This window comes from Rhodococcus sp. P-2, from assembly GCF_016598535.1.
In the GTDB taxonomy this organism is placed as follows: Bacteria; Actinomycetota; Actinomycetes; order Mycobacteriales; family Mycobacteriaceae; genus Rhodococcus_F; species Rhodococcus_F baikonurensis.
On sequence record NZ_CP066779.1, the window covers coordinates 3,184,665 to 3,207,154 of the forward strand.

Sequence of the window (22,490 nt, forward strand, 5' to 3'; positions counted from 1 at the left end):
AACCGAAGATTGAGGAACCTGCCATGGCACTACCCCTGCTCGAAGATCACCGTGACCTGGCGGAAGCGGTAGCCGCATTCACGAACCGCTTCGGCGGAATCGCCGATACGCGGAGCAACGTCAAGCGGTACGCCGCCGGTGATCGGCCGGACTCGTGGGATGGGTTGGTCCGTCAGGGCCTGCACGCAGTGCACCTGCCGGAGCAGTACGGCGGTGACGGGGCGGGTCTTGCCGAACTTGCGGTGATAGTCGAGCAATTGGGTGCTGCGCTCTATCCGGGACCGTACGTTCCGACGGTCATCGCGAGTGGGATTCTCGCGACAGCCGCCGGATCGGCTGCGGAAACAATGCTGACCGAATTGGCTACCGGTGCAACCGGAGCAGTCTGTACCGGCGCGGGGTTGCGTGCCGCTCGCGGCGATGCGGGGTGGACAGTGAGCGGTTCTGGCGACCCAGCTCTTGGTCTGCCCGGAGCCGATGTTGTTCTCGTACGGGCGAACAGCGAAGACGGCGATTTGTGGTTCCGGCTCGGACCGTCGACTTCCGCTGCGGTGGCGATCGAGGACGGGGTGGATCTGACACGGTCGATCGGGACCCTGACGTTGACCGAATACCAGGTCGACGACGGACTGATCGTCGACGGTCTCCAGGCGCACCGAGTCGAACTGATCGCCAACACGGTGTTGGCTGCGGAGGCGAGCGGTATCGCCGGTTGGGCGCTACGCACCGCGGTCGACTATGTAAAGTCCCGGCAGCAGTTCGGCCGTCCGGTCGGAAGCTTCCAGGCAGTTCAGCACAAGGCGGCCATGATGCTGGTCCGCTCCGAGATTGCCTGTGCCGCAGCGTGGGATGCGGCTCGGTCCGAGGATCACGACGAGGATCAGCAGAAACTCGTCTCTGCTCAAGCTGCGTTGGCGGCTTTGCCCGTCGGCATCGAGAACGCCCTCGAATGTGTGACTTTGCTCGGCGGAATCGGATTCACCTGGGAGCACGACGCGCATCTGTACTGGCGACGGGCGATCAGTATTGCCGCGGTAGCAGGATCCGAGGTCAAGTGGGCACACACCTTGGGGGACCGGTCTGCTGATTCGGCCCGCGACTTCTCCTTTGTCGACCCGGAGATGCTGCCGGAACTGCGGGAGCAGGTTCGCCGGGTTCTGGACGAGGTCGCGCTGCTGCCTGACGACGGAACCACCAGCGCGAGTTGGGCCCCGGCCAAGGGTAGTGCTCGACGGGCGCGATTTGCCGAAGCCAAACTGGTTGCCCCGCACTATCGGGCGCCGTACGGGCTGGGAGCGGGACCGAGGGAACAGGCTGTCATCGCACATGAATTCGCGATGCGAGGTTGGGCTCAGCCGTCCACGGTGATCGGGGAATGGGTGCTGCCCACGATCCTCGAACATGGTAACGCCGAACAGCAGGACAGGTTCGTCGAGCCTTCTCTGCGAGCCGACATCATCTGGTGCCAGCTCTTCAGCGAGCCGGGCGCGGGATCAGACCTTGCCGGTCTGAGTACGAAAGCGCGGAAAGTCGACGGTGGCTGGGTCTTGTCGGGGCAGAAAGTGTGGAACTCGGGTGCGCACGAGGCAGATTGGGGAGTATGCCTGGCACGCTCCGACGCCGACGCTCCGAAACACCGTGGGCTGTCGTACTTCCTGGTCGACATGACCTCGAAGGGCATCGACGTACGTCCGCTCAAACAATCCACCGGAAAGTCGGAGTTCAACGAGGTATTCCTCGACGACGTGTTCGTGCCGGACGACTGCCTGGTCGCGGAACCGGGGCAGGGTTGGAAGTTGGCTGCGACCACACTGTCCAACGAGCGCCTGAGTATGGGCAGCACACTGCACCACGGTTCGAGCGATCAATTCCGCCAGGTGATAGCCGAGGCGAGCCACGACTGCTCCCGCGAGGAGGCGGTGGAAGGCCTCGGCCGCAGTATCTCTCGCGAACTGGCGCTGTCCGCGATGAATCTGCGCGGGGTATCGGCGCGACTGGCGGGTCAGGAACCGGGTGCCGAGATCAGTGTCTCGAAGGTGTACAACGCCCTGGCGCAACGTGAGGGCTCGCGCGATCTGTTGCGACTGCTCGGACCGCGCGCTGCCGTTGTCGATCCGGCAGCGAATTACGCGATAGACCACATCGGACTGCCCTCGATTCTGTTCGGCGGCGGAACCGTCGAAATTCAACTCAACGTCATCGCGCAGCGCGTACTCGGCCTGCCGCGTTCGTAGATCTTAGGAGCTTCACCATGTATCTGGATTTGTCGGAGGAGTCGAAGACTCTGCGCAAGGAATTGCGGGCCTACTTCGCGGAGATCATCAACGAGGAAGATCGCCGCGCTCTGGTCGATCAGACCGAAGGGGGCCCCGTCTTCGATCGCATCCTGCGCCGGATGGGCAAGGACGGCTGGTTGGGCTTGGGGTGGCCGGAAGAATTCGGCGGGCGGGGTGAGGACCCCGAGGCTCTGTACGTGTTCTACGACGAGGTGATTCGCGCCAATGCACCGCTGTCGCTGGTCACGCTGAACACCGTTGGCCCAGCCTTGATCAAGCACGGAACGCAGGCGCAGAAGGATTTCTTCCTACGCCCGATCCTCGCCGGCGAGTTGATCTTTGCCATCGGCTACACCGAACCGAATGCGGGCACCGATCTCGCGGCACTGGAAACTCGCGGCCGCATCGAGGGCGACGAACTGGTCATCAATGGCAACAAGATCTTCACCAGTGCCGGTGTGTTTGCCGACTGGGTCTGGCTGGCCGTTCGTACCGATCCGGATGCGCCGACGCATCAGGGTATTTCCGTGGTCCTGGTGCCGACGAACTCCCCGGGGTTCTCGGTCACCGAAATTCACACCGTGGGCGGAATCAGTACTTCGGCAACCTATTACGAAGATGTTCGGGTCCCGATCGCCAATGTCGTCGGTGAGCTCAATCAGGGGTGGAAGCTCATCACCAACCAGCTCAACCACGAACGTGTCGCCCTGGCAGCACGCGGAGGCATCGCCAACGAGCTCTTCGCCGAGGTGGTCGAGTGGGCGAAGACAGAACCCGCGGGTGACGGCCACGTCTACGACATCGGTTGGGTACGTGAGAAATTGGCGGAGGTCTACGCGCTGCTCAGTGCTGCTGATCTGATGAACCTGCGGCTGGTGGCGGACGTCGCCGCCAACACCTTGGGCGGTGGGGACTCGGCCGCGGCCAAGATCTTCGGTACAGAAGCCGTCGTCAGTGCGTACGGCATGCTGCAGGAAGTGCTGGGCGCCAAGGGCTTGCTGCGCCCCGGCACACCCGGAGCTGTACTCGAAGGGCGAGTCGAGAACCTGGGTCGCCGTGCCCAGAACAACACCTTCGGCGGCGGTACCAACGAAGTGATGCGTGAAATTGTCGCAGCCAAGTGCCTGGGTATGACGCTCGCTGCGCGTCGCCGGCCCGCTGCACAGAACGAAAAGAGCTGACATGGAATTCGAATTCGACGACAATCTGTCCGCCGTGCGGGATCTGAGTGAATCGATCTTCTCGGCGAAGTCCGGAGTGGACCGACTGCGGGAAGTGGAGGGCGCCGGCGGTTTCGACGCCGAACTGTGGAAGCTCCTCGCCGACTCCGACGTCCTGGGGATTGCTCTGCCAGAGGAGGTCGGGGGAGCGGGACTCGGAATGCTCGGGCTCGCCGCCGTTCTCGAACAACAGGGCCGACGCGTTGCTCAGGTTCCGTTGTGGTCGGTAGTTGCAACGGCGGCGCTACCGATTGCCGAGTTCGGCAGCACGGAGCAGAAAGCGTCGTGGCTTCCGGGACTGCTCGACGGCTCGGTGATCGTCACCGGTGCCTTCGACACCGGCTACAACGCCGAGACGGCGGTTCGCGCCGAGCCCGCCGCGGACGGCTGGGTACTGTCCGGACGTGTCGACTCCGTCCCGGCGGCCGAGTTCGCTGCCGCACTGGTGCTTCCGGTGACGATGCCGGACGGCAGTGTCACCGTCATGATCGTGCCGACGGACCGGGACGCGCTGGTGCGTACACCGCTACAGGTGACGAACCGCGAGAACAACAGCGCTGTGCAGTTCGACGGGGTTGCGGTTACTGCAGCTGACGCACTTCCCGCCGACGGCGCGGTGGTTCGAGACTGGACGTTGCGGCGAGCACGGGTGGCGCTGGCGGCCCTGGCCACCGGCGTTTGCGAGGAAGCGCTGGCGATGACGGCGAAATACACCTCCGAGCGAGTGCAATTCGGTCGTCCCCTCTCGACCAACCAGGCAGTTGCCGTCCGGGCCGCCGACGCGTACCTCGACACCGAGAGCACAAGGTTGACCACGCACCGTGCTGCCTGGCTGATGGACAGCGGAGTCGAGAGTGAAGCGGAAGCAGCTGCGCTGGTCGCCAAATGGTGGGCGTCGCGCGGTGGCCTGCGCGTGGTCCACGCGACCCAGCACATGCACGGCGGAATCGGCGCGGATGTCGACTACCCGATTCACCGCTATTTCCTGTGGGGACGGCAGATCGCCTTCACCTTGGGGAGCGCGGGGGCGATAGGCGCCGAACTCGCCGATCAGTTGGAGATCCGAGCCCAGATCGGCGCGTCGGCGTGAATATCTGAGACGACAGGTTCCAGTGACGGGCAGCGCGTCGGCAATCGTCGCGCTACTCTGCCCTTCGTGAATCGCACCAGTTCGTTCATCAGGCCGTTGGTTCCGCGGGATCCGCACGAGCCGCATCGGGTGGCGACGCCGCTCGAGCTGCTCACCGACCTCTGCTTCGTCGTGGCGGTCGCTCAAGCGGCGACCGGTCTGCACCACGCGATCAGCGAAGGGCACGCAGCTTCGGGCGTCGGACACTTCGCGATGGCGTTCTTCGCGATCTGGTGGACGTGGCTGAACTTCACGTGGTTCACCTCGGCGTACGACAACGACGACGGAATCGCCCGGCTGCTGACCATCTTCCAGATCCTCGGATCGCTGGTCCTTGCAGCCGGCATCGTCCGCTTCTTCAACGACGACGCCCTGCTCATCATCGTCGGCTACGTCATCATGCGAATAGCCCTGGTCATCCAATGGCTCAGGGTGTCGCGGAACGACCCCGAACATGCGCTCACGGCTCGTCGATACGCTCTCGGGATCGTCTTGGTCCAGATCGGTTGGATCGGTTTCTACTTCGTGCCGTCCGCCATTTACGTCCCGACGTTCCTGGTGTTGGTTCTGTGCGAATTCGCGGTACCGATCTGGTCGGAGAAGCCGGGCATGACACCGTGGCACCCGCATCACATCGCAGAGCGGTACTCGTTGTTCTTCATCATCGTTCTGGGCGAGACGATCCTCTCGACCACCATCGCGATTCAGGACGCCGTGGACGGTGAGCATCCGGCAGCGCAGGTCACCTACGTCGTGATCGGCGGCATTCTGATTGTCTTCAGCCTGTGGTGGCTCTACTTCCAACGCAATGCAGGCGAAGTGATCGGCGGTGACAACGTCTCACCCTTTGTCTGGGGGTTCGGTCACTACTTCATCTTCGCCGCTGCTGCCGCCATCGGTGCGGGGTTGGCCTCGCGCGTCGACTTCTGGACTCACCACGGTGACGGCAGCGCGCTGGTGACGGGTGCTGCAGTCACCATTCCGGTCGCGGTCATTCTTGCAGCGTTGTGGTTCATCCACATTCGACTGCACGACTCCTCGGTGCGCACCCTCGCACCGTTCTCGGTAGCGATAGTCGTCGTGCTCGGCGGCACCTACACCGCGGTGCCCGAACTTGTCGCGGGACTGGCTTGCGCCGCGCTGTTGGCCGTGGAACTGATTCTGACCGAGGGTAAATCGGAAACCGTCTGAGCTGGCTCAGCGAATCGCGAGTCGCTCCTTGCGGAGCTTGTCGACCTCGGGCAGGTGCAGGGGTTCGAGCTCGTCGACGCCCAAGGCCCGCATGAGCAGGAGGTCTGCGAGTTCCGGGTTACGCGCCAAAGCGGGTCCGTGCATGTACGTCCCGATCACCGAACCCTGCACGACGCCTTCGAATCCGTCACCGACGCCGTTTCCGACGCCGTGGGTGACTCGCGCGAACCCAGAGGCTGAGCTGCCCAGAGTTGTTCCGCCGCGGTGATTCTCGAAACCCGAGAGAGGAGCGGTGAGCCCGTCGATCAACGGTTTGGTGATGACCTCGCCGATGGAACGCTTCTCCTGCGGAGAGGTCGTGACGTCGAGCATCGAGACACCTTCGACGCGTTCGCCACTGGAGGTTTCGTACCAGTTGCCGAGCACTTGAATGGCAGCGCAGATCGCCAGAACCGGTGCACCACGCTCGGCGGCGCGTTGCAGGCCAGGGTATTTCGCGAGGTGACGCGTCGCGAGTCGCTGAGCGGAATCCTCGGCGCCACCCAACGTGTACACGTCGAGTGAATCGGGGACCGGATCGCTCAAGGTGATGTCCACGATCTCGGCGTCGTAGCCGCGCATCCGTAGGCGCTGACGCAGGATCAGGGCATTGCCGCCGTCGCCGTAGGTGCCCATGACGTCGGGGAGTACCAATCCGATGCGAATTTTCGAGTCAGACATTGCGAGACTCCTTCGCGATGGCGGTGTTGAGATCACGGAAGGCCGTGTAGTTCGCCAGTACCTCCACCCGTCCGGGAGGGCAGGAAGCGATGGCGCGCAACGGATCCGGATCGAGGGTGTGCTCGACGCCTGCGTACGTGAGGCGAACGGCGAGATCGGTTCCGCGTTCGCCGGCGGCCACTACCTTGACGCCTTCGAAGTGCTCGAACTTCACGTCCCACAGCCAGGAGAGGTCCTCGCCGTCCGGCACCTGACCGTTCACCGCGATGACCAGGCCGTCCACCGTGGGATCGATCATCGACAGTGCTTCCTGCCAACCGGCCGGATTCTTCGCGAGCAGCATGTGAACGGAGTGCGGTCCGACCTCGACGGTGCTGTACCGGCCGGCGACTTCCTGGACCGTCGACGCGGCGGCAACTGCCCCGACCGGATCTGCGCCCAAAGCCGCCGCTGCCGCTACGGCCTGAGCGGCGTTACCGCGGTTGGCTTTTCCGGGGAGAGTCAACGTCATCGGAATCTTCAGGCCGTCGGGGCCGTAAAGATTGTCGTCGTCGAGCCACCAGGTCGGCTCGGGCCGCGCGAAGTCTGAACCGGTACTGCGCCAGTGCTTTCCCTCCCACACGATGGGTTCGCCGGTCCGCGGGCAGCTGACGGAATCGCCGGCCCAGCCGCCGCCGGCAGCAACCCACACGACGTTGGTGGCGTCGTATGCCACGGAGGTGACCAGTACGTCATCGCAGTTGGCGACGATCACCGCGTTCGGATGAGCATTGACGCACGCGCGGAGCTTCCGTTCGATCATGTTGATCTCGCCGACCCGGTCGAGCTGATCGCGGCTGAGATTCAGCAGCACGATCACTTCCGGGTTCACGGCGTCGGCTACGTGGGGGACGTGCAGCTCGTCGACCTCGAGTGCTGCCAGCGTCGCGTCCGTACGCGCAGCCAGAGCGGCCACGATCCCGGCATCCATGTTGGCGCCGTCGGCCTGCGTGGCGACGTCACCGAGTGTCGCGAGCGCTGCGGCGGTCATACGCGTGGTCGTCGACTTGCCGTTGGTGCCGGTGACCACGACGGTGCGCTTGCCGCGTCCGAGTTGAGTCATGAGCGTCGGGTCGATCTTGAGGGCGATCAACCCGCCGATCATCGAACCCTTGCCGCGCCCGGCCTTCTGCGATGCCCAAGATGCTGCTGCGGCAGCTCGCATGGCGAGCTTTCCGCGCGCTGTGATCGATAGTCCAGTTCCCACGGCCCGAGTTTGGCACAGGGCGTCGTCAGACGCCGAGTCGCGCCGGTGGTGAGGCTGCAGGTGTGTCCGAGAAAACAGTGCCGGCGGGTTTGCGCCTCATCTGCGCGGCACTCGCTCCGGCAATCACGATGACTGCCCCGACCAGTGACAACGGGCTCGGATCCTCGTGCAGGAACAACCAGGACGCGCCGATACCCACAACCGGCACCAGCAAGGAGAGCGGAGCCACCATGCCGGCGGGATAGCGGCCCATGAGCATCGTCCAGAGCCCGGATCCGGCGATGGTGCCGAGCAGAATGATGTAGGCCAACCCGACCAGTGACGGCCAGGCGTCGGCGCTGAACGCGGTGCCGAGTGCGTGCCAGCCGACAGTGGGGCCTTCGACCACCGCTGACAGGGCGAGCATCGGCAATGGCGGGATGACGCACATCCACAGCATCAAGCGCATCGGTGCGGGCTCACCGACGGTGTTCGCCGCGGCCAAGCGGCTGCCGAGATTACCGAACGCCCAGGACAGACCGCCGAGGAGCGTCAGGATGACGGGCAGCAGTGCCGCGTGGTGTGAACGGTCCCAGCCGATCAAGGACATCCCGGCAACGGCAACGGCGATCCCGGAGACCTGCCAGACGCTGAGCTTCTCGCGGAGCAGAAACGCGCCGAGTACGACGGTGAACGGCGCTGACGACTGCAGAACCAGTGATGCAAGACCCGTCGGCATCCCCGAGTGCATCGCCCAGAAGAGGAAGACGAACTGGCCGAATCCGAAACCGAATCCGTAGAGCAGCAGCCAACGGAGCGGTACCTGCGGACGCGGCACGAAGACGACCACCGGAATTGCGATGATCAGAAACCGGAGCGCAGCGAAGAAGAACGGTGGGAAATGATCCAGGCCGACACGAATGGCCAGGAAGTTCAGACCCCACAAGACGATCACGGTCAGGCCGAGGAGACGGTCGCGGGGAGTCATGACGTTAATCGTGAGCCGTACAAAGCATCAGAACAAGCGAATATAGATGCACTATCCATGTAGTTTTGCTACATGGATGCAGGGCGCTACAAAGAAGCTGGTCACTAGATGGACGCCACACGTTTGCGAATCCTCCGCGAGCTCGCCGATCGAGGAACTGTCGGTGCCACTGCTCTCGCTCTGTCGATGACGCCGTCAGCGGTCTCGCAACAACTCAAGATCCTCGGACGAGAAGCGGGGGTCTCGCTCCTCGAACCGGACGGGCGCACGCTGCGCCTCACCGACGCGGGCCGAGCGCTGGTACTTCGCGCCGACGACGTGGTGGCGGCTCTCGACCGGGCAGCGGACGAGATGGCGTCGTACCGAGGCTCACCGCGCGGCAAGGTGCGAGTCGCGTTCTTTCCTTCCGGTGCGGCACTCCTGCTGCCCGGTGTCCTGACGGCGCTGAAGAACTCGGATGTGGACATCGACGCCTACGACGTCGACAAACCGGCGTCGGCCGTCCCTGGGCTGTTGGCCGATCACGACGTGATCCTCACTCACCGTGACGAACGCGGAGCCGAGACGTCGTTTCCCCGGGTCAGTGTGCAACCGCTGATGCGTGAACCGATCGATCTGGTGCTGCGGCCTGATCATCCACTCGCCGAGCAGGATTCGGTTCGGTTGGAACAATTGGCCGACGAGAACTGGATCAGCGTGCGCGGCGGGTTTCCGGTCGACGACGTTCTGTTGTCGGTTGCGTCCGTGACCGGCGTCCAGCCTCGCGTCGCTCATCGGATAAACGATTTCCGCGTCATCGAAGAACTGGTGGCGGCCGGTCACGGCGTGGCTTTGATGCCGCGTTACGCCATCACGCATCCCGGAGTGTCGAGGAAACCGGTGGCGGGAGTGCGCGCTGCCCGCGTTTATGAATTGGCAACTCGGTTACATGCCAACCGCAGTCCGGCTGTCGGAGTGGTTCTCGACGCTTTTCGCGACGTCGCGCGTGCTGTTGGTGAATGAAGGGCTGTTGGTGAATGAAGGGCTGTTGGTGATGGAGGGCTGTTGGTGAATGAACACAAAACGGGAGCGACACGATTAGTGTCGCTCCCGCTTCGGTAGTGCAATCCTCACGGATTAGTGAGGGCCGCTTAGTGAGGGCCGGTATCAGGCGAGAGCCTTGGCCTTCAGTGCTGCGAATTCTTCTTCGCTGATGGTTCCGGCGTCGAGAAGGGCCTTTGCATCTGCGATGGATTCGGCCGGGGACTTTCCGGCAACCTCACGGATGTAGCTGTCCTGTGCGTTCTTGACCTGCTGCGCAGCCTCGAGGGACCGCTGTGCCATTCCGTCGCTGCGAACGATCAGGTAGACGAGCGAGGTGAGCAGCGGAATGAAGAACAGGAAGACAATCCAGATTGCCTTCACCCATCCGGAGGTCTTGTGATCGCGGAACAGGTCGGTGATGATCGAGAAGAGCAGGATCAGGTACGCGATGAACGCGAAGCTGATGATGATCAGCCAGAGGAAGTCCCAAAAGGAATCCATTGTCGAGCTCCATTTCACAAGTCGGATTTGTCTGAGCTGACTATCTCACGCGCACGTGGCGTCTGCATCATCCTCGATGGGTGAATTCTTTTTGTTAACTTCGCTAACCGACTCTTTCGGGACCAATGTCATGTGGAATCGAAATTATGAAGCGATAGTCTTCAGCGCCCTGAAAACGACCCTGGTCTCACCCGAAAATCGGGTGAGACCAGGGTTTGTTCAGAAGCAGGGTTTATCAGGCGTTGAGTGTCAGCTGGCGCGGTTCACTGCCGAGACCACGGCACGCAGCGACGCTGTCGTGATCGACGTGGCGATACCCACACCCCAGACGACGGTGCTCTGACCGTCCGGGCCGGTCACGGCGCACTCGACGTAGGCCGCGGCCTGGGCGTCGTCACCGGCGGACATCGCGTGCTCGGAGTAGTCGAGGACACGGACGTCGAAGTTGATGCTTCCCAGCGCGTCGACGAAGGCAGCGAGCGGGCCGTTACCGGTACCCGAGATCTCCTGCTCCTTGCCGTTCACCTTGACGATCGCGGTGATCGCGTCGGTGCCGCCGTCTTCCTCGGACGCGGTGACCTTCTGCTTCATGCGCTCGAGCGGGGTGATGGGAGCGAGGTACTCCTCGTGGAATACGTCCCACATTTCCTTCGGCGAGACCTCGCCGCCCTCGCCGTCGGTGATCTTCTGGACCGACTGCGAGAACTCGACCTGCAGACGACGCGGCAGCACCAGACCGTGATCGGCCTTCATGATGTACGCGACGCCGCCCTTGCCGGACTGCGAGTTCACGCGGATGACTGCCTCGTAGCTGCGGCCGACGTCCTTCGGGTCGATCGGCAGGTAGGGGACCTGCCAGAGAATGTCGTCGACGTCGGAGTCCTGGCTGTCGGCGTCGACCTTCATGGCGTCGAGGCCCTTGTTGATCGCGTCCTGGTGGCTGCCGGAGAACGCGGTGTAGACCAGGTCGCCGCCGTACGGATGACGCTCGTGGACGGGCAGCTGGTTGCAGTACTCGACCGTGCGACGGATCTCGTCGATGTTCGAGAAATCGATCTGCGGGTCGACGCCGCGCGTGAACATGTTCAGAGCGAGGGTCACCAGGCAGACGTTGCCGGTGCGCTCGCCGTTGCCGAACAGGCAGCCTTCGATGCGGTCTGCGCCGGCCTGGTAGCCCAGTTCGGCTGCAGCGACGCCGGTCCCGCGGTCGTTGTGGGGGTGCAGCGACAGGATGACCGAATCGCGGCGAGCCAGGTTGCGGTGCATCCACTCGATGGAGTCGGCGTACACGTTGGGTGTAGCCATCTCGACGGTGGCGGGCAGGTTCAGAATGACCGGGTTGGCAGGCGTCGCACCCAGGGTTTCGGTGACGGCGTCACATACTTCCTTGGCGTACTCGAGCTCGGTACCGGTGTAGGACTCGGGCGAGTACTCCCAGCGCCAGTTGGTGTCCGGGTACTTCTTCGACTCGGCCAGGACCAGTTCGGCGGCGTCGGTGGCGATCTTCTTGATCGTGTCCTTGTCGGCGCGGAACACGACGCGGCGCTGCAGGATCGAGGTGGAGTTGTAGAAGTGCACGATCGCGTTCTCGGCGCCTTCACACGCCTCGAAGGTTCGCTTGATCAGTTCGGGACGCGACTGCGTCAGCACCTGGATGGTGACGTCGGACGGGATCGCGCCGTCTTCGATGATCTCGCGAACGAAATCGAAGTCCGTCTGGCTCGCGGACGGGAAGCCGACCTCGATCTCCTTGTAGCCCATACGAACCAGGAGATCGAACATACGACGCTTGCGTGCCGGGCTCATCGGATCGATCAGTGCCTGGTTGCCGTCGCGCAGGTCAACGGCACACCACTGCGGTGCTCGGTCGATGATCTTGTCCGGCCAGGTGCGGTCGGGCAGCGTGACCGTCTCGACCTCTTCGGCGAACGGGCGGTAGCGGAACGTCGGCATCGACGAGTTCTTCTGCGTGTTCCACGCAGGCTGGTCGGAAGGTGCCGGCTTCGTGGGCGGGGTGATGGTGCGAGTGCCGGTGGTGAATGCGTCAGCGGGGGACATGGGTGTGATCTCCAGGATTGTGGACCCGGCCTGTTGACCTGTTGGTCAAGACCATAAGTCCGGAAGGCTTGGTCGACCGGCGCACAAAAACCCCGCGGCGGGAGGCCAGTCTGGATCAGACCCCGTCGCGGCAACCAAGAAGGAGTGCGCGCTGCATGCAGAGCACTCTACTCCTGGATTTCGGGAGAAATCGGTGGGGTTCGCCCTCATGTCCAATTTGTCGCCGAATTGTGCTGCCGTTTCGGCCCCGAAAATGGTGGACTGTCGTCCATGGATCCCCGAATCGCCGTGGCGAGCACGTACCTCGACGCGCTCCGCAGTCACGATGGCAGTTCCGTACCGCTGGCTCCGGACGCGGTACGTCACGAGGTCGGGTTGAAGACCGGGTTTTCGGGGAATCATTTGCGGCGCAGCCTTTCCGGAGGTCCTCAGTATCGCGTGATCCGCGACATTCGTGAGGTGGAGTGGACGGTCGACGGGGACGACCTGACGGCTGACTACCTCCTTGACGCCGGGTTGTTCGGGCGGAACCTGATGACCGTTCGGGTTACCGAGACCTTCCGGATACCCGCTGACGATCACCGCATTCACCACATCACCGCGAAGATTCGACCGGCGCGCGCCAAGCACACGTGATGCGCTCGATCCGCTGGATCGTCTGTTCACTGCTGATCGTTCTCGCTGGTCTCGGTTCTGCCGGCTCGGTGCTCGCGCTGTTCGTCCACACCCAGGTGAACGACACCGACAGCTACGTCGAGACGGTTGCCCCGTTGGCTGCCGACCCCGCTGTCCAATCGGCGGTCGTCGACCGGCTGACCGAGGAATTGACGCAGCGGTTGGACAGATTTCCGCAGGTGGTGACGAGACAAGCCGAGAGACTCGTTCGCGAGGCCGCTCAGGCGTTGGTCTCGAGCGATCAGTTCGCGACGCTCTGGACCGCGGCCAACCGACAGGCTCACGCGCAACTTGCCGCGATGGTGACCGGCCGAGCCACCGACGGCATCGTTCGCGCCGACGACAGCGGAACGGTCACCCTCTCCCTCGAACCGATCATGACGGAACTGCGAACGAACCTCCGCGATCGCGGATTCACCGTGGTCGATCGCCTCCCGACCTTCGATCCTCAGTTCGAGATCGTGCAATCCGACGAGTTGGTGCGGGCTCAGGACTTCTCGGACACTCTCGACCGAGCAGCGGCCTGGCTGCCGTGGGCTTCGGTGGCCTGCGCGATTGCGGCCGTCGCGGTTGCGCCGGGGCGAAGGCGCGCGCTGTCCCTGGTCGGGCTGGCGACGGCGGTGGCGATGATCGCCCTGTTGGTGGCGCTGGCCGTCGTGCGCCGGGTCTATTTACAGAATTCAGACATACCGTCGTCCGAGGCGGCAGTCGCGGTGTACGACGCGCTGGCAGTTTCCCTGATCAGCAGTATCCGCATGCTTCTCGCCTGCGGAGTTGCCGTCGCGGTGGTCGGTTACGTTGCCGGTGGTTCGCGTTCTGCGACGTTGATGCGAGCGCGGATCTCGCAACTGATCCCGCGCGGATCTGAGGCGAACAGCAGTACGCATCGGGAAGTCCCAGGACCACCTCGGTAAGCTCGACCTCTGGTATCTGTAAACAATTTCGACCTGGAGGTAGAAACGCGTGGCTCTCGTCGTCCAGAAGTACGGCGGATCCTCGGTGGCAACCGCCGAGCGCATCCGACGAGTCGCTGAACGGATCGTCGAGACCAAGAAGGCCGGCAATGATGTCGTCGTCGTGGTGTCAGCGATGGGCGATACCACCGATGAGCTGCTCGACCTGGCTCAGCAGGTGTGCCCTTCCCCGCCGGCCCGTGAAATGGACATGTTGCTGACCTCGGGTGAGCGCATCTCCAACTCCTTGGTAGCGATGGCAATTCACTCCCTCGGCGCCGAAGCTCGTTCGTTCTCGGGCTCACAAGCCGGAGTCATCACGACCGGCAGCCACGGAAACGCCAAGATCATCGACGTCACGCCCGGCCGTGTTCGCACTGCGCTCGACGAAGGCTCGATCGTTCTGGTCGCCGGATTCCAAGGCGTCAGCCAGGACAGCAAGGACATCACGACGCTCGGACGCGGTGGCTCCGACACCACTGCCGTGGCGTTGGCAGCTGCACTCAACGCTGACGTCTGCGAGATCTACACCGACGTCGACGGCGTTTTCTCCGCCGATCCGCGCATCGTCCCCGACGCTCACCGCCTCGAGACGGTTTCCTTCGAGGAAATGCTCGAACTCGCAGCGTGTGGCGCCAAGGTGCTCATGCTCCGGTGCGTCGAGTACGCCCGTCGTTACAACGTGCCTGTGCACGTCCGTTCGTCATACACCACCAAGCCCGGAACAATCGTGTCCGGATCGATGGAGGACATTCCTGTGGAAGAGGCCCTGATCACCGGAGTCGCGCACGATCGCGGCGAAGCCAAGATCACCGTTGTCGGATTGCCGGACACACCGGGACACGCTGCCAAGGTGTTCCGCGCAGTTTCCGATGCCGAGATCAACATCGACATGGTGCTGCAGAACATCTCCAAGGTGGAGACCAACAAGACGGACATCACCTTCACTCTTCCGACGGCCGACGGCCCCCGCGCCGTCGAGATCCTGACCAAGCGCCAGGAAGACATCGGCTTCACGCAGATCTTGTTCGACGACCACATCGGCAAGGTTTCCCTGGTCGGCGCCGGAATGCGGAGCCACCCGGGCGTCACCGCCACGTTCTGCGAGGCGCTGGCCAAGGCAGACATCAACATCGACCTCATCTCGACCTCTGAGATTCGCATCTCAGTGCTGGTCAAGGACACCGAATTGGACGACGCTGTACGTGTCATCCACGACGCTTTCGGGCTCGGTGGCGAAGAAGAAGCAGTAGTACACGCTGGAACGGGACGGTAATTTCTCATGACGACTATCGCTGTTGTCGGTGCGACCGGTCAGGTCGGCATCGTCATGCGCACTTTGCTCGAAGAGCGGAACTTCCCCGCGGACAAGGTGCGGTTCTTCGCATCTTCACGCTCCGCCGGTAAGAAGCTGCCCTTCCGCGGCGAAGAGATCATCGTCGAGGACGCGGCCGCCACATCGGATGAGGACCTGAAGGGCATCGACATCGCCCTCTTCTCCGCTGGTGCGACGCTCTCGCGCGCCCAGGCTCCGCGCTTCGCTGCTGCCGGAGCAACGGTTGTCGACAACTCTTCGGCATGGCGTAAGGATCCCGAGGTTCCCCTCGTGGTCAGCGAGGTCAACCCGCAGGACACGAAGAACCTGGTCAAGGGCATCATCGCGAACCCCAACTGCACCACCATGGCAGCGATGCCGGTGCTCAAGGTTCTGCACGACGAAGCCGGTCTGCAGCGTCTGATCGTCTCCAGCTACCAGGCGGTGTCCGGTAGCGGCATCGCCGGCGTCGAGGAACTCCTCGGCCAGGTGCGCGCCGTTGTCGGTGACGCCGAGAAGCTGGTTCACGACGGCAGTGCCGTCGACTTCCCGGCCCCGAACAACTACGTCGCCCCCATCGCGTTCAACGTTCTGCCGTTGGCCGGTTCGCTGGTCGACGACGGAAGCGGCGAGACCGACGAGGATCAGAAGCTCCGCAACGAGAGCCGCAAGATCCTCGGACTTCCTGATCTGCTGGTTTCGGGCACATGCGTGCGCGTTCCCGTCGTGACCGGGCACTCGCTCGCGATCAACGCAGAGTTCGCCAACCCGCTCTCTGTTGCTCGCGCCAAGGAAATCCTCGCCGACGCTCCGGGCGTCGAGCTGGTCGAGGTTCCGACGCCGCTGGCCGCTGCCGGTGGCAACGCGTCGCTGGTCGGTCGTATCCGTCAGGATCCGGGTGTCCCGGAGGGCCGCGGACTCGCGCTCTTCGTTTCGGGTGACAACCTGCGTAAGGGTGCCGCGCTCAACACCATTCAGATTGCCGAGCTGTTGGTCGGCTAGATCTTTCGTTCGGTACCGGCCCCGCACCTAGGTGCGGGGCCGGTGTCGTTTTGCTGGTGGGTATCAGTCGAGTTCGGAGATCGCGACCAGGCCGCCGAGGTAGTCAGCATCCGAATACGCTTTGGCGAGAAGCGCTCCGAGTTCACCGAGAGCTTCGTTGTCGCCGCCGTACGCAACGAACATGCCGGCTTCGGGATCGGTGCCGAATCGACATTCCAGATGCGGTGCATCCCGACCCACCACTGCATGGGCCACCGAAGCCCAGTCGTAGCCGGAACCTTCGAAGCCTTCTACCTGCTCGAATACCGCTGCAACCTTGCCGAAGTGCTGGTCGGTGAGCATCAGCGACCAGTTTCCGGGAGACGTTTCGAAAAGCTGCAGCGGTTCGATCGATGGTGATGTCATGCGTGTATTGAAGCAGATCCGACCGACAGGTTTCGGGTCTCTGTCTAACGGCCTACCGACTGTGCGAGAGCCACGGCGAAGCTGGAAAGCCGTTCTCGGGTATAGGTTTCGGGGTCGCTGACCGCCAACCGTCCAAGCATTTCGGCAAACGACATCATGGTGTGTGCGAGGAGAACCGGATCAAGGCCTTCGAGCTTCGGTTCGAGTGCAATCCCGGCACGGGCCAGTTCTTCGGCGCGGGCGAAAACAGCTCCGCGAGAGAGTTTCAACAAGCCGTGATACTCGCTGGGGGCGTTCTCGACAGACGTCAGAATCAGGCGCCAGCGCGTCGGGTTCTCGAGTACGGCGTCGACGAAGGCGCCAACGGTCCCGGTGTACGACGCCGCTGGGCCGAGCTCGCTCAGATCAGTCGGCATGGTTTCGAGCACCTGAGCGATGGCTCGCTCGTGCTCGCGGCGCAGGAGTGCGGCGACGAGATCGGTCCTGGTATCGAAAATCGTGTAGAGGACGGGCTTGCCGACGCCGGCTTCGGCGGCAACTGATTCCATGCTGAGGTTGTGCAGGCCAACACGGCCGGTGACCTCGAATGCTGCGTCGAGGAGCTGTTCGCGTCGTTGCTGGGGCGCCATACGAGGGGCGTATTTGCGTCGCGGTGTATCCGTTGCGTCAGCTTGTGACCTGGTCATCGTGTGCCTCACCTCCGCTCCCACCCTAATCTGCCTGCCACTTCCTCGTGAATCATACGCAACCGTTGTATTCGAGGTCTGCAATTGTTACGGTGGCGTTGTATTCGAAGAGGCGGTCAGTGAGGCGCCTCTGCCGAGATCTCTAGGAGAACAACCGCGATGACAGCGCCGACCTCTTCAGTGCCGAATGATCTGTTGCTCCATCCCTCTACATACGATCGGCCGGAATTCGACGCGACCACGCGGAGACTGCTGGGTGCGACCGTCGACTGGTTCGAGGCGCGTGGAAAGAATCGACTTCTGGCCGACTATCACGACAAGACCTTCTACTCCGACTTCCTCGACTTCGCGGCAAAGGAAGGCCTGTTCGCGACTTTCCTGACGCCCGCCCGCGACAGTAGCGGTGACTCCGACAAGCGCTGGGATACCAGCCGTATCGCCGCGTTGTCCGAGATTCTCGGTTTCTACGGACTCAACTACTGGTACCCGTGGCAGGTGACCATTCTCGGGCTCGGGCCGGTGTGGCAGAGCGACAACGAGACTGCAAGGGCGCGAGCAGCTTCCGCTTTGGCTTCCGGAGGCGTTGCAGCATTCGGATTGTCCGAGAAAGAGCATGGCGCCGACGTCTACTCCACCGACATGGTGTTGACGCCCAACGGCAGCGGCGGGTACCTGGCCAGCGGTTCGAAGTACTACATCGGAAATGGCAACTGCGCCAACACGATCTCCGTCTTCGGTCGTGTCGACGGAGTGGAGGGTGCCGATCAGTACGTCTTCTTCTACGCCGACTCGGAGCATCCGGCATTCACCGTGGCGAAGAACATCGTTCCGGCGCAGATGTACGTAGCGGAGTTCTCACTCACCGACTATCCCGTTGCAGCAGAAGATATTCTGCATACCGGTGAGGCAGCATTCAGTGCCGCACTCAACACCGTGAACATCGGAAAATTCAATCTCTGCTTCGGCGGAATCGGTATGTCGACGCATGCCTTGTACGAGACGATCACCCACGCGCACAATCGAATCTTGTTCGGCAATCCCGTCACGGCTTTCCCACACGTACGACGTGAATTCGTCGACGCGTACGCGCGCCTGCTGGCGATGAGGCTCTTCTCGGATCGCGCGGTGGACTACTTCCGCACCGCATCGCCCGAGGACCGCCGCTACCTCTTGTTCAACCCCGTCACCAAGATGAAGGTGACAACCGAAGCACAGAAGGTGATCGGACTGCTTTCCGACATCGCTGCGGCAAAGGGCTTCGAGAAGGACAGCTACCTCGCGGTGGCCAAGATGGATGTCGACGGGTTGCCCAAGCTGGAAGGCACCGTCGCAGTCAACCTCGCGCTCATTGCAAAGTTCATGCCGGCGTACCTCTTTGCTCCTGAGTCATTTCCGGCGGTTCCGACGCGCAATGACGCAGCCGACGACGAATTCCTGTTCCGCCAGGGCCCGGCACGGGGGTTGTCGAAGGTTCGATTCGACGACTGGCGAGCGGTGTACGCGAAGTTCGTGGATGTTCCCAACGTCGCGTTGTTCGTCGAGCAGGCAGAAGCGCTCGTGACCCTCCTTGCCGAAGCTGCACCGGATGCGGCGCAGCAGGTCGACTTGGACTTCGGCCTGGCGATTACCGAACTCTTCACTCTCGTCGTCTACGGCCAGTTGATCCTCGAACAAGCTGAGATCGTGGGATTGGACGAGGGACAGCGGAATGGTGGAGTGGTGGATCAGATCTTCGATGTCCTGGTCCGCGACTTCAGTGCTGCAGCGGTTGAGTTGTACGGAAAACCCAGCGCCAGTGACGATCAGCAACGGTTGGCTCTCGCGTCTATTCGCCGCCCAGCGTTTGCGGCCGAGCGATTCGAGTACGTCTGGCAGCAGGTAGTCGCTTTGTCTGGTGCCTACGAATTGAACGGTGCCTGCGAAACGAACGGGGAGGAATGAAATGTCTGAACTGGCGATGAATCGACCGCGTGAGGATTACGGTTTCTTCGGCCCAGGATCACCCAGCTGGAAGATATGGGCGGCGCCGACAGCACTGATCGGTTTCCAGCGATCAGTGGTGCTCGAGCACTTCGACCCCTTCCTTGCTGCCGCAGTGGCAGATATGAGCGGGATCTACAGCGATCCGGCCGGGCGACTCGACCGAACCTTGGCGTACTTCCTGACCGTCGCCACTGCCGACGGGCGGACGGCACTGGCGTTGTCCGACCATCTCATGACGGTTCATGCTCAGGCCACGGGCATCGAACCGATCACCGGAACGCGTTACAGTGCAAACAATCCGGCGTCACAACTGTGGATCCACGTGACCGGTTGGCATTCGGTGCTCAAGTGCTACGAGATGTACGGGCCGGGCCCTCTCTCCACCGTCGAAGAGCAGCGGTACTGGGAAGAATGCGTGATCGCTGCCGAACTGCAGACATGCAAAGCGTCCGACGTTCCGCGCTCGCGAGATGAGGTACGGGAGTACTTCGCTGAAGTCAGGCCCAGATTGTGTACCTCCGAGCGTGCCAACCGCGCGATGCACTACTTGCTGAGAACACCGAGAGCGCAGGGGAAGACGAAGTTCGCGACATTCAGCCGACTCGTCGCGCCGGCAACTATCGCGACATTGCCCGGCTGGATGCGAACGATGGGTGGGTTCGATCAACCCGCGTTGTTGGACAAGGCGATTGCGCCCGCGGTGCGAACTGCGGTACGAGTGGGTAGTTCGCCGAAAAATATGACCACAGCTCTGAAAGTCATTGCGCCGATGACCGGCAAGGTGTTGGAGCGCCACCTGCGCGACGAGCAACCCCTCGACCCGAGGGTTGTCACCCCGGCCGAGATTCGGGAGCGATTCCCGCGAGGAACCATGGTTCCGCAGGCGGTCTGACGGAATCCACGGCTTTCGGCACCGCATCGAGGTTTTCTTTGATGCGGTGCTCGGCCGTGTTCTGTTGTGCCTGAGGTTCGTCCTCAGGTTTTGAAGGTGGTGTTCGCCGGCCGCGGGTGCCGCTGCGGGTCGATCGACGGCGGCGGAATGAACCACGGCTTGTTGTCGACCCCGATCCGGATCTCCCACTTGCCGACGAACCCGGATTTGCGGTGCATCAGGCGGTGATGTGAACGGCACAGCAGGACCAGGTTGTTCATCACGGTCGGGCCGCCGTTGGCCCAGTGCCGGATGTGGTGGGCATCGGTCCAGGCGGGCACGCATGTGCAGCCGGGGAATGCGCAGCCTTTGTCGCGGGCGATCAGGGCGACGCGTTGTTCGGCGCTGACCAACCGTTTCCCTGGTTTCGCATCGAGCGGTGCGCCGTGATCATCGAGCAGAACGGTTGACAGGAAGCAGTCGCACCCGAGAAGTCTGGTCTGCGAGATCGAGAGTGGTCCGAGCCAGGGCATGTGCCCCACATCGAGATTCGACAGATCCAGATCGAGTGTGCCTTCGTCGGCATCAGCGGCAGCGGCAGATGCTGCGCAGTCCCGGTGCTCGGCGAGATCCCGGGCGTTGATGTGTACGTTCACGTGCGGCCGCTGCCCACCATCCATACCGGTCTTGGCGCAGTCCAGATACCGGCGGATCAGTTCGGTGAACCCGTCCGCGGTCCGCTTCGCCGCCGACCGAGCATCGGGGGTTCCATCGGGTGCCGGGGTGGGCATCGTCAGGTTCGACAACGCCGACAGCAGCATTTCGCCGGTGAGGGCATCGAAATCCCCGCGAACTACCACTCGACCGTTCAACGTCGACGCGATGCGGAGTTCGTTGCGGTCGATGTCTTCGGCGGGTGGAATTTCATCGGATTCGAAGATTCGCTCCAACGTCGCGATGACGTTCCGCACCTTCGTGGTCGTCGCCTCCACACCCGACGCGGCAGCCAACAACAAGTCGATGCACTTCGGTAGCGCTTCGTCCGGCATCCCCTTCGGCGGTGACTCGCAGAACGCCACGATCAACGCGGCGTGCTCGAACGAACAATCCCCGCAATCGAACCGAGCCGCCACCGCCGGAAACGGCCGCAACGCAGCACCGAGGGCGGCGATCTTCTTCCCGTCCCGAACCTGCAGCATCGTGTTCGCCGCCAACCAGGAACCCACCCCGCGGCTGGCGATCACCTGATCATCCGGGCGCAACGACAACTCGTCGACCACCGCCACCCGCACCGCTTCCAGTCGCAGAATCTCCGCACTCGCCGACACCGCAGCAGCCCGTAACTCAGCAGCCGACAACCGCCACAGGCGTCCGCGTAAACCCACCGCAGAACCCGAAACCACGTCCGACAGATAGACACTCATTGAATCCCCCGATCCCCACCCTAAACAATACTCGAACACCAGTTCGAGTCAAGAGTGTTTTCGAATCTGCGATTCGATCCCGTCGAGGAGGATTTGGAGGCCCTGAGTAAACGACTCCTCGGCTTCTCGTTCGAGATAGAAGTCGCCGCCGAGTGTTGGCGGGGCCTCCCGACCCAACTGCATCGTGTGGGGGAAGCGGTCTGCGAAGTCTGGTGCAGCAGCGGTCAGTGCAGCAGAAGACTGTGCCCACCAATGTGACTCGGATTCTCCAATCGTCGATGCGCTCCGGATCTCGGCCAGGGTCCGCGCGGATCCTCGGATGAAATGGAAAAGCATGCTCACCGATCTGCGAATGGTCGGAGAATCGAGACCTGTGGAGTAGAGGATGGACAGGAGTGATTCGAGTCCGGCTTGCTCGCGCGGACCCAGGACGGGGCGCGCCAACGAGACGTCCAATGTCCACGGATGGCGTGTGTGTAGGGCGAAGAGTGTGGCAGCCCAGTCGGACAGCGAAATGCGCCAGTTGCCGGTGCCTTTGATCGTAGGTAGTTCGGCATGAACCCTGTCGTACATCAGGTCGAGCAACTCGTCCTTTCCTGGGACATACGTGTACAGCGACATTGCGGTGCGTCCGAGATGCTCGCCGAGCATGCGCATCGACAACGGTGTCGTGGGGTTGGCGTCGGCGACTTCGATTGCGGCGTCGACGACCGTGTCCGTTGACAGGGCGGGTTTCGGTCCTCGCCGTCCGGAAGGCGCCTCGGTACGGCGCCACAGAAGTGAAATCGTGCGTGCGATATCGCGTCGGCCTGCCTGTTTGTTCATCTTGTCGCTTTCGTGGAGTC

Annotated in this window: 20 protein-coding genes; 11 read left to right on the forward strand and 9 right to left on the reverse strand. The window is 62.8% G+C overall.

From position 1 onward, the window contains the following. Positions 1 to 23: 23 nt before the first annotated feature. From I7X09_RS15140 to I7X09_RS15155, 4 genes are all read left to right on the forward strand, one after another. Positions 24 to 2,234 carry an acyl-CoA dehydrogenase gene (locus tag I7X09_RS15140; protein ID WP_200312894.1) on the forward strand — a complete coding sequence of 737 codons (2,211 nt, stop codon included), beginning with the start codon at positions 24 to 26 and terminating at the stop codon, positions 2,232 to 2,234. A 17-nt stretch (positions 2,235 to 2,251) separates the two neighbouring features. Further along, on the forward strand, positions 2,252 to 3,457 hold the full coding sequence (locus tag I7X09_RS15145) for an acyl-CoA dehydrogenase family protein (RefSeq protein WP_200312895.1): 1,206 nt from the start codon (positions 2,252 to 2,254) through the stop codon (positions 3,455 to 3,457). A gap of 1 nt (position 3,458) precedes the next feature. After that, the gene (locus I7X09_RS15150; protein ID WP_200312896.1) at positions 3,459 to 4,586 is read left to right on the forward strand and encodes an acyl-CoA dehydrogenase family protein; all 1,128 of its coding nucleotides are present in this window, start codon (positions 3,459 to 3,461) and stop codon (positions 4,584 to 4,586) included. A gap of 66 nt (positions 4,587 to 4,652) precedes the next feature. After that, a complete protein-coding gene (locus tag I7X09_RS15155; RefSeq protein WP_124566722.1) occupies positions 4,653 to 5,816 on the forward strand; it encodes a low temperature requirement protein A in 1,164 nt (387 codons plus the stop codon). 6 nt (positions 5,817 to 5,822) lie between these two features. On the opposite strand, the gene I7X09_RS15160 is transcribed toward I7X09_RS15155, so the two are convergent. From I7X09_RS15160 to I7X09_RS15170, 3 genes are read right to left on the reverse strand one after another with little or no spacing between them, the layout of a single operon-like run. Then, on the reverse strand, positions 5,823 to 6,536 hold the full coding sequence (locus tag I7X09_RS15160; RefSeq protein WP_200312897.1) for a type 1 glutamine amidotransferase: 714 nt from the start codon (positions 6,534 to 6,536) through the stop codon (positions 5,823 to 5,825). After that, positions 6,529 to 7,782 carry a Mur ligase family protein gene (locus tag I7X09_RS15165; protein WP_003943457.1) on the reverse strand — a complete coding sequence of 418 codons (1,254 nt, stop codon included), beginning with the start codon at positions 7,780 to 7,782 and terminating at the stop codon, positions 6,529 to 6,531. Before I7X09_RS15165 ends, I7X09_RS15160 begins: the two co-directional genes overlap by 8 nt. A 25-nt stretch (positions 7,783 to 7,807) precedes the next feature. Further along, complete coding sequence (locus I7X09_RS15170; RefSeq protein ID WP_124566724.1) at positions 7,808 to 8,749, reverse strand: EamA family transporter; 942 nt, start codon at positions 8,747 to 8,749, stop codon at positions 7,808 to 7,810. A 108-nt stretch (positions 8,750 to 8,857) separates the two neighbouring features. Between I7X09_RS15170 and I7X09_RS15175 the strand changes: the two genes are divergently transcribed. Beyond that, on the forward strand, positions 8,858 to 9,751 hold the full coding sequence (locus I7X09_RS15175) for a LysR family transcriptional regulator (RefSeq protein ID WP_162114058.1): 894 nt from the start codon (positions 8,858 to 8,860) through the stop codon (positions 9,749 to 9,751). Positions 9,752 to 9,895: 144 nt separating this feature from the next. On the opposite strand, the gene I7X09_RS15180 is transcribed toward I7X09_RS15175, so the two are convergent. Both I7X09_RS15180 and leuA read right to left on the reverse strand, forming a co-directional pair. Further along, positions 9,896 to 10,273: an SHOCT domain-containing protein gene (locus I7X09_RS15180; protein WP_003943489.1), complete on the reverse strand. Its 378-nt coding sequence runs from the start codon at positions 10,271 to 10,273 to the stop codon at positions 9,896 to 9,898. A 249-nt stretch (positions 10,274 to 10,522) separates the two neighbouring features. Further along, entirely contained in the window at positions 10,523 to 12,331 is a 1,809-nt protein-coding gene (gene leuA, locus I7X09_RS15185) for a 2-isopropylmalate synthase (protein WP_095969630.1), read from the reverse strand. A gap of 270 nt (positions 12,332 to 12,601) precedes the next feature. Here leuA and I7X09_RS15190 point away from each other — a divergent pair, with 270 nt between their 5' ends. The 4 genes from I7X09_RS15190 to I7X09_RS15205 are packed head-to-tail and all read left to right on the forward strand — an operon-like array spanning position 12,602 to position 16,276. Next, positions 12,602 to 12,967, forward strand: a complete 366-nt coding sequence (locus tag I7X09_RS15190; RefSeq protein WP_003943492.1) for a hypothetical protein — start codon at positions 12,602 to 12,604, stop codon at positions 12,965 to 12,967. Next, a complete protein-coding gene (locus I7X09_RS15195) occupies positions 12,967 to 13,920 on the forward strand; it encodes a hypothetical protein (protein WP_124566726.1) in 954 nt (317 codons plus the stop codon). The genes I7X09_RS15190 and I7X09_RS15195 overlap by 1 nt, the downstream gene beginning before the upstream one ends. Before the next feature lie 49 nt (positions 13,921 to 13,969). Further along, entirely contained in the window at positions 13,970 to 15,235 is a 1,266-nt protein-coding gene (locus tag I7X09_RS15200; protein ID WP_003943494.1) for an aspartate kinase, read from the forward strand. 6 nt (positions 15,236 to 15,241) lie between these two features. After that, entirely contained in the window at positions 15,242 to 16,276 is a 1,035-nt protein-coding gene (locus tag I7X09_RS15205) for an aspartate-semialdehyde dehydrogenase (RefSeq protein WP_124566727.1), read from the forward strand. Positions 16,277 to 16,339: 63 nt separating this feature from the next. On the opposite strand, the gene I7X09_RS15210 is transcribed toward I7X09_RS15205, so the two are convergent. Together I7X09_RS15210 and I7X09_RS15215 are read right to left on the reverse strand one after the other, a co-directional pair. Beyond that, positions 16,340 to 16,681 (reverse strand): Imm51 family immunity protein, encoded by a 342-nt coding sequence (locus tag I7X09_RS15210; RefSeq protein ID WP_200312898.1) that lies wholly within the window; start codon positions 16,679 to 16,681, stop codon positions 16,340 to 16,342. A 44-nt stretch (positions 16,682 to 16,725) separates the two neighbouring features. Further along, the gene (locus I7X09_RS15215; RefSeq protein ID WP_166811898.1) at positions 16,726 to 17,367 is read right to left on the reverse strand and encodes a TetR/AcrR family transcriptional regulator; all 642 of its coding nucleotides are present in this window, start codon (positions 17,365 to 17,367) and stop codon (positions 16,726 to 16,728) included. A gap of 159 nt (positions 17,368 to 17,526) precedes the next feature. On the opposite strand from I7X09_RS15215, the gene I7X09_RS15220 reads away from it, so the two are divergent. Both I7X09_RS15220 and I7X09_RS15225 read left to right on the forward strand, forming a co-directional pair. Beyond that, the gene (locus tag I7X09_RS15220; protein ID WP_200312899.1) at positions 17,527 to 19,308 is read left to right on the forward strand and encodes an acyl-CoA dehydrogenase; all 1,782 of its coding nucleotides are present in this window, start codon (positions 17,527 to 17,529) and stop codon (positions 19,306 to 19,308) included. Position 19,309: 1 nt separating this feature from the next. Beyond that, positions 19,310 to 20,242, forward strand: coding sequence for an oxygenase MpaB family protein (locus I7X09_RS15225; protein WP_200312900.1), 933 nt, complete (start codon positions 19,310 to 19,312; stop codon positions 20,240 to 20,242). A gap of 83 nt (positions 20,243 to 20,325) precedes the next feature. On the opposite strand, the gene I7X09_RS15230 is transcribed toward I7X09_RS15225, so the two are convergent. Together I7X09_RS15230 and I7X09_RS15235 are read right to left on the reverse strand one after the other, a co-directional pair. Further along, the gene (locus I7X09_RS15230) at positions 20,326 to 21,645 is read right to left on the reverse strand and encodes an HNH endonuclease signature motif containing protein (RefSeq protein ID WP_200312901.1); all 1,320 of its coding nucleotides are present in this window, start codon (positions 21,643 to 21,645) and stop codon (positions 20,326 to 20,328) included. Between the two features lie 48 nt (positions 21,646 to 21,693). Further along, positions 21,694 to 22,470, reverse strand: a complete 777-nt coding sequence (locus tag I7X09_RS15235) for a TetR/AcrR family transcriptional regulator (RefSeq protein ID WP_200312902.1) — start codon at positions 22,468 to 22,470, stop codon at positions 21,694 to 21,696. Between the last annotated feature and the right edge of the window lie 20 nt (positions 22,471 to 22,490).

Coding starts and splice junctions, on each gene's coding strand:
- I7X09_RS15145 (WP_200312895.1), top strand. CDS start 2,252: ATGTATCTGGATTTGTCGGAGGAGTCGAAGACTCTGCGCAAGGAATTG.
- I7X09_RS15190 (WP_003943492.1), top strand. CDS start 12,602: ATGGATCCCCGAATCGCCGTGGCGAGCACGTACCTCGACGCGCTCCGC.
- I7X09_RS15195 (WP_124566726.1), top strand. CDS start 12,967: ATGCGCTCGATCCGCTGGATCGTCTGTTCACTGCTGATCGTTCTCGCT.
- I7X09_RS15230 (WP_200312901.1), bottom strand. CDS start 21,645: ATGAGTGTCTATCTGTCGGACGTGGTTTCGGGTTCTGCGGTGGGTTTA.
- I7X09_RS15210 (WP_200312898.1), bottom strand. CDS start 16,681: ATGACATCACCATCGATCGAACCGCTGCAGCTTTTCGAAACGTCTCCC.
- leuA (WP_095969630.1), bottom strand. CDS start 12,331: ATGTCCCCCGCTGACGCATTCACCACCGGCACTCGCACCATCACCCCG.
- I7X09_RS15180 (WP_003943489.1), bottom strand. CDS start 10,273: ATGGATTCCTTTTGGGACTTCCTCTGGCTGATCATCATCAGCTTCGCG.
- I7X09_RS15160 (WP_200312897.1), bottom strand. CDS start 6,536: ATGTCTGACTCGAAAATTCGCATCGGATTGGTACTCCCCGACGTCATG.
- I7X09_RS15220 (WP_200312899.1), top strand. CDS start 17,527: ATGACAGCGCCGACCTCTTCAGTGCCGAATGATCTGTTGCTCCATCCC.
- I7X09_RS15140 (WP_200312894.1), top strand. CDS start 24: ATGGCACTACCCCTGCTCGAAGATCACCGTGACCTGGCGGAAGCGGTA.
- I7X09_RS15175 (WP_162114058.1), top strand. CDS start 8,858: ATGGACGCCACACGTTTGCGAATCCTCCGCGAGCTCGCCGATCGAGGA.
- I7X09_RS15205 (WP_124566727.1), top strand. CDS start 15,242: ATGACGACTATCGCTGTTGTCGGTGCGACCGGTCAGGTCGGCATCGTC.
- I7X09_RS15225 (WP_200312900.1), top strand. CDS start 19,310: ATGTCTGAACTGGCGATGAATCGACCGCGTGAGGATTACGGTTTCTTC.
- I7X09_RS15215 (WP_166811898.1), bottom strand. CDS start 17,367: ATGACCAGGTCACAAGCTGACGCAACGGATACACCGCGACGCAAATAC.
- I7X09_RS15170 (WP_124566724.1), bottom strand. CDS start 8,749: ATGACTCCCCGCGACCGTCTCCTCGGCCTGACCGTGATCGTCTTGTGG.
- I7X09_RS15150 (WP_200312896.1), top strand. CDS start 3,459: ATGGAATTCGAATTCGACGACAATCTGTCCGCCGTGCGGGATCTGAGT.
- I7X09_RS15235 (WP_200312902.1), bottom strand. CDS start 22,470: ATGAACAAACAGGCAGGCCGACGCGATATCGCACGCACGATTTCACTT.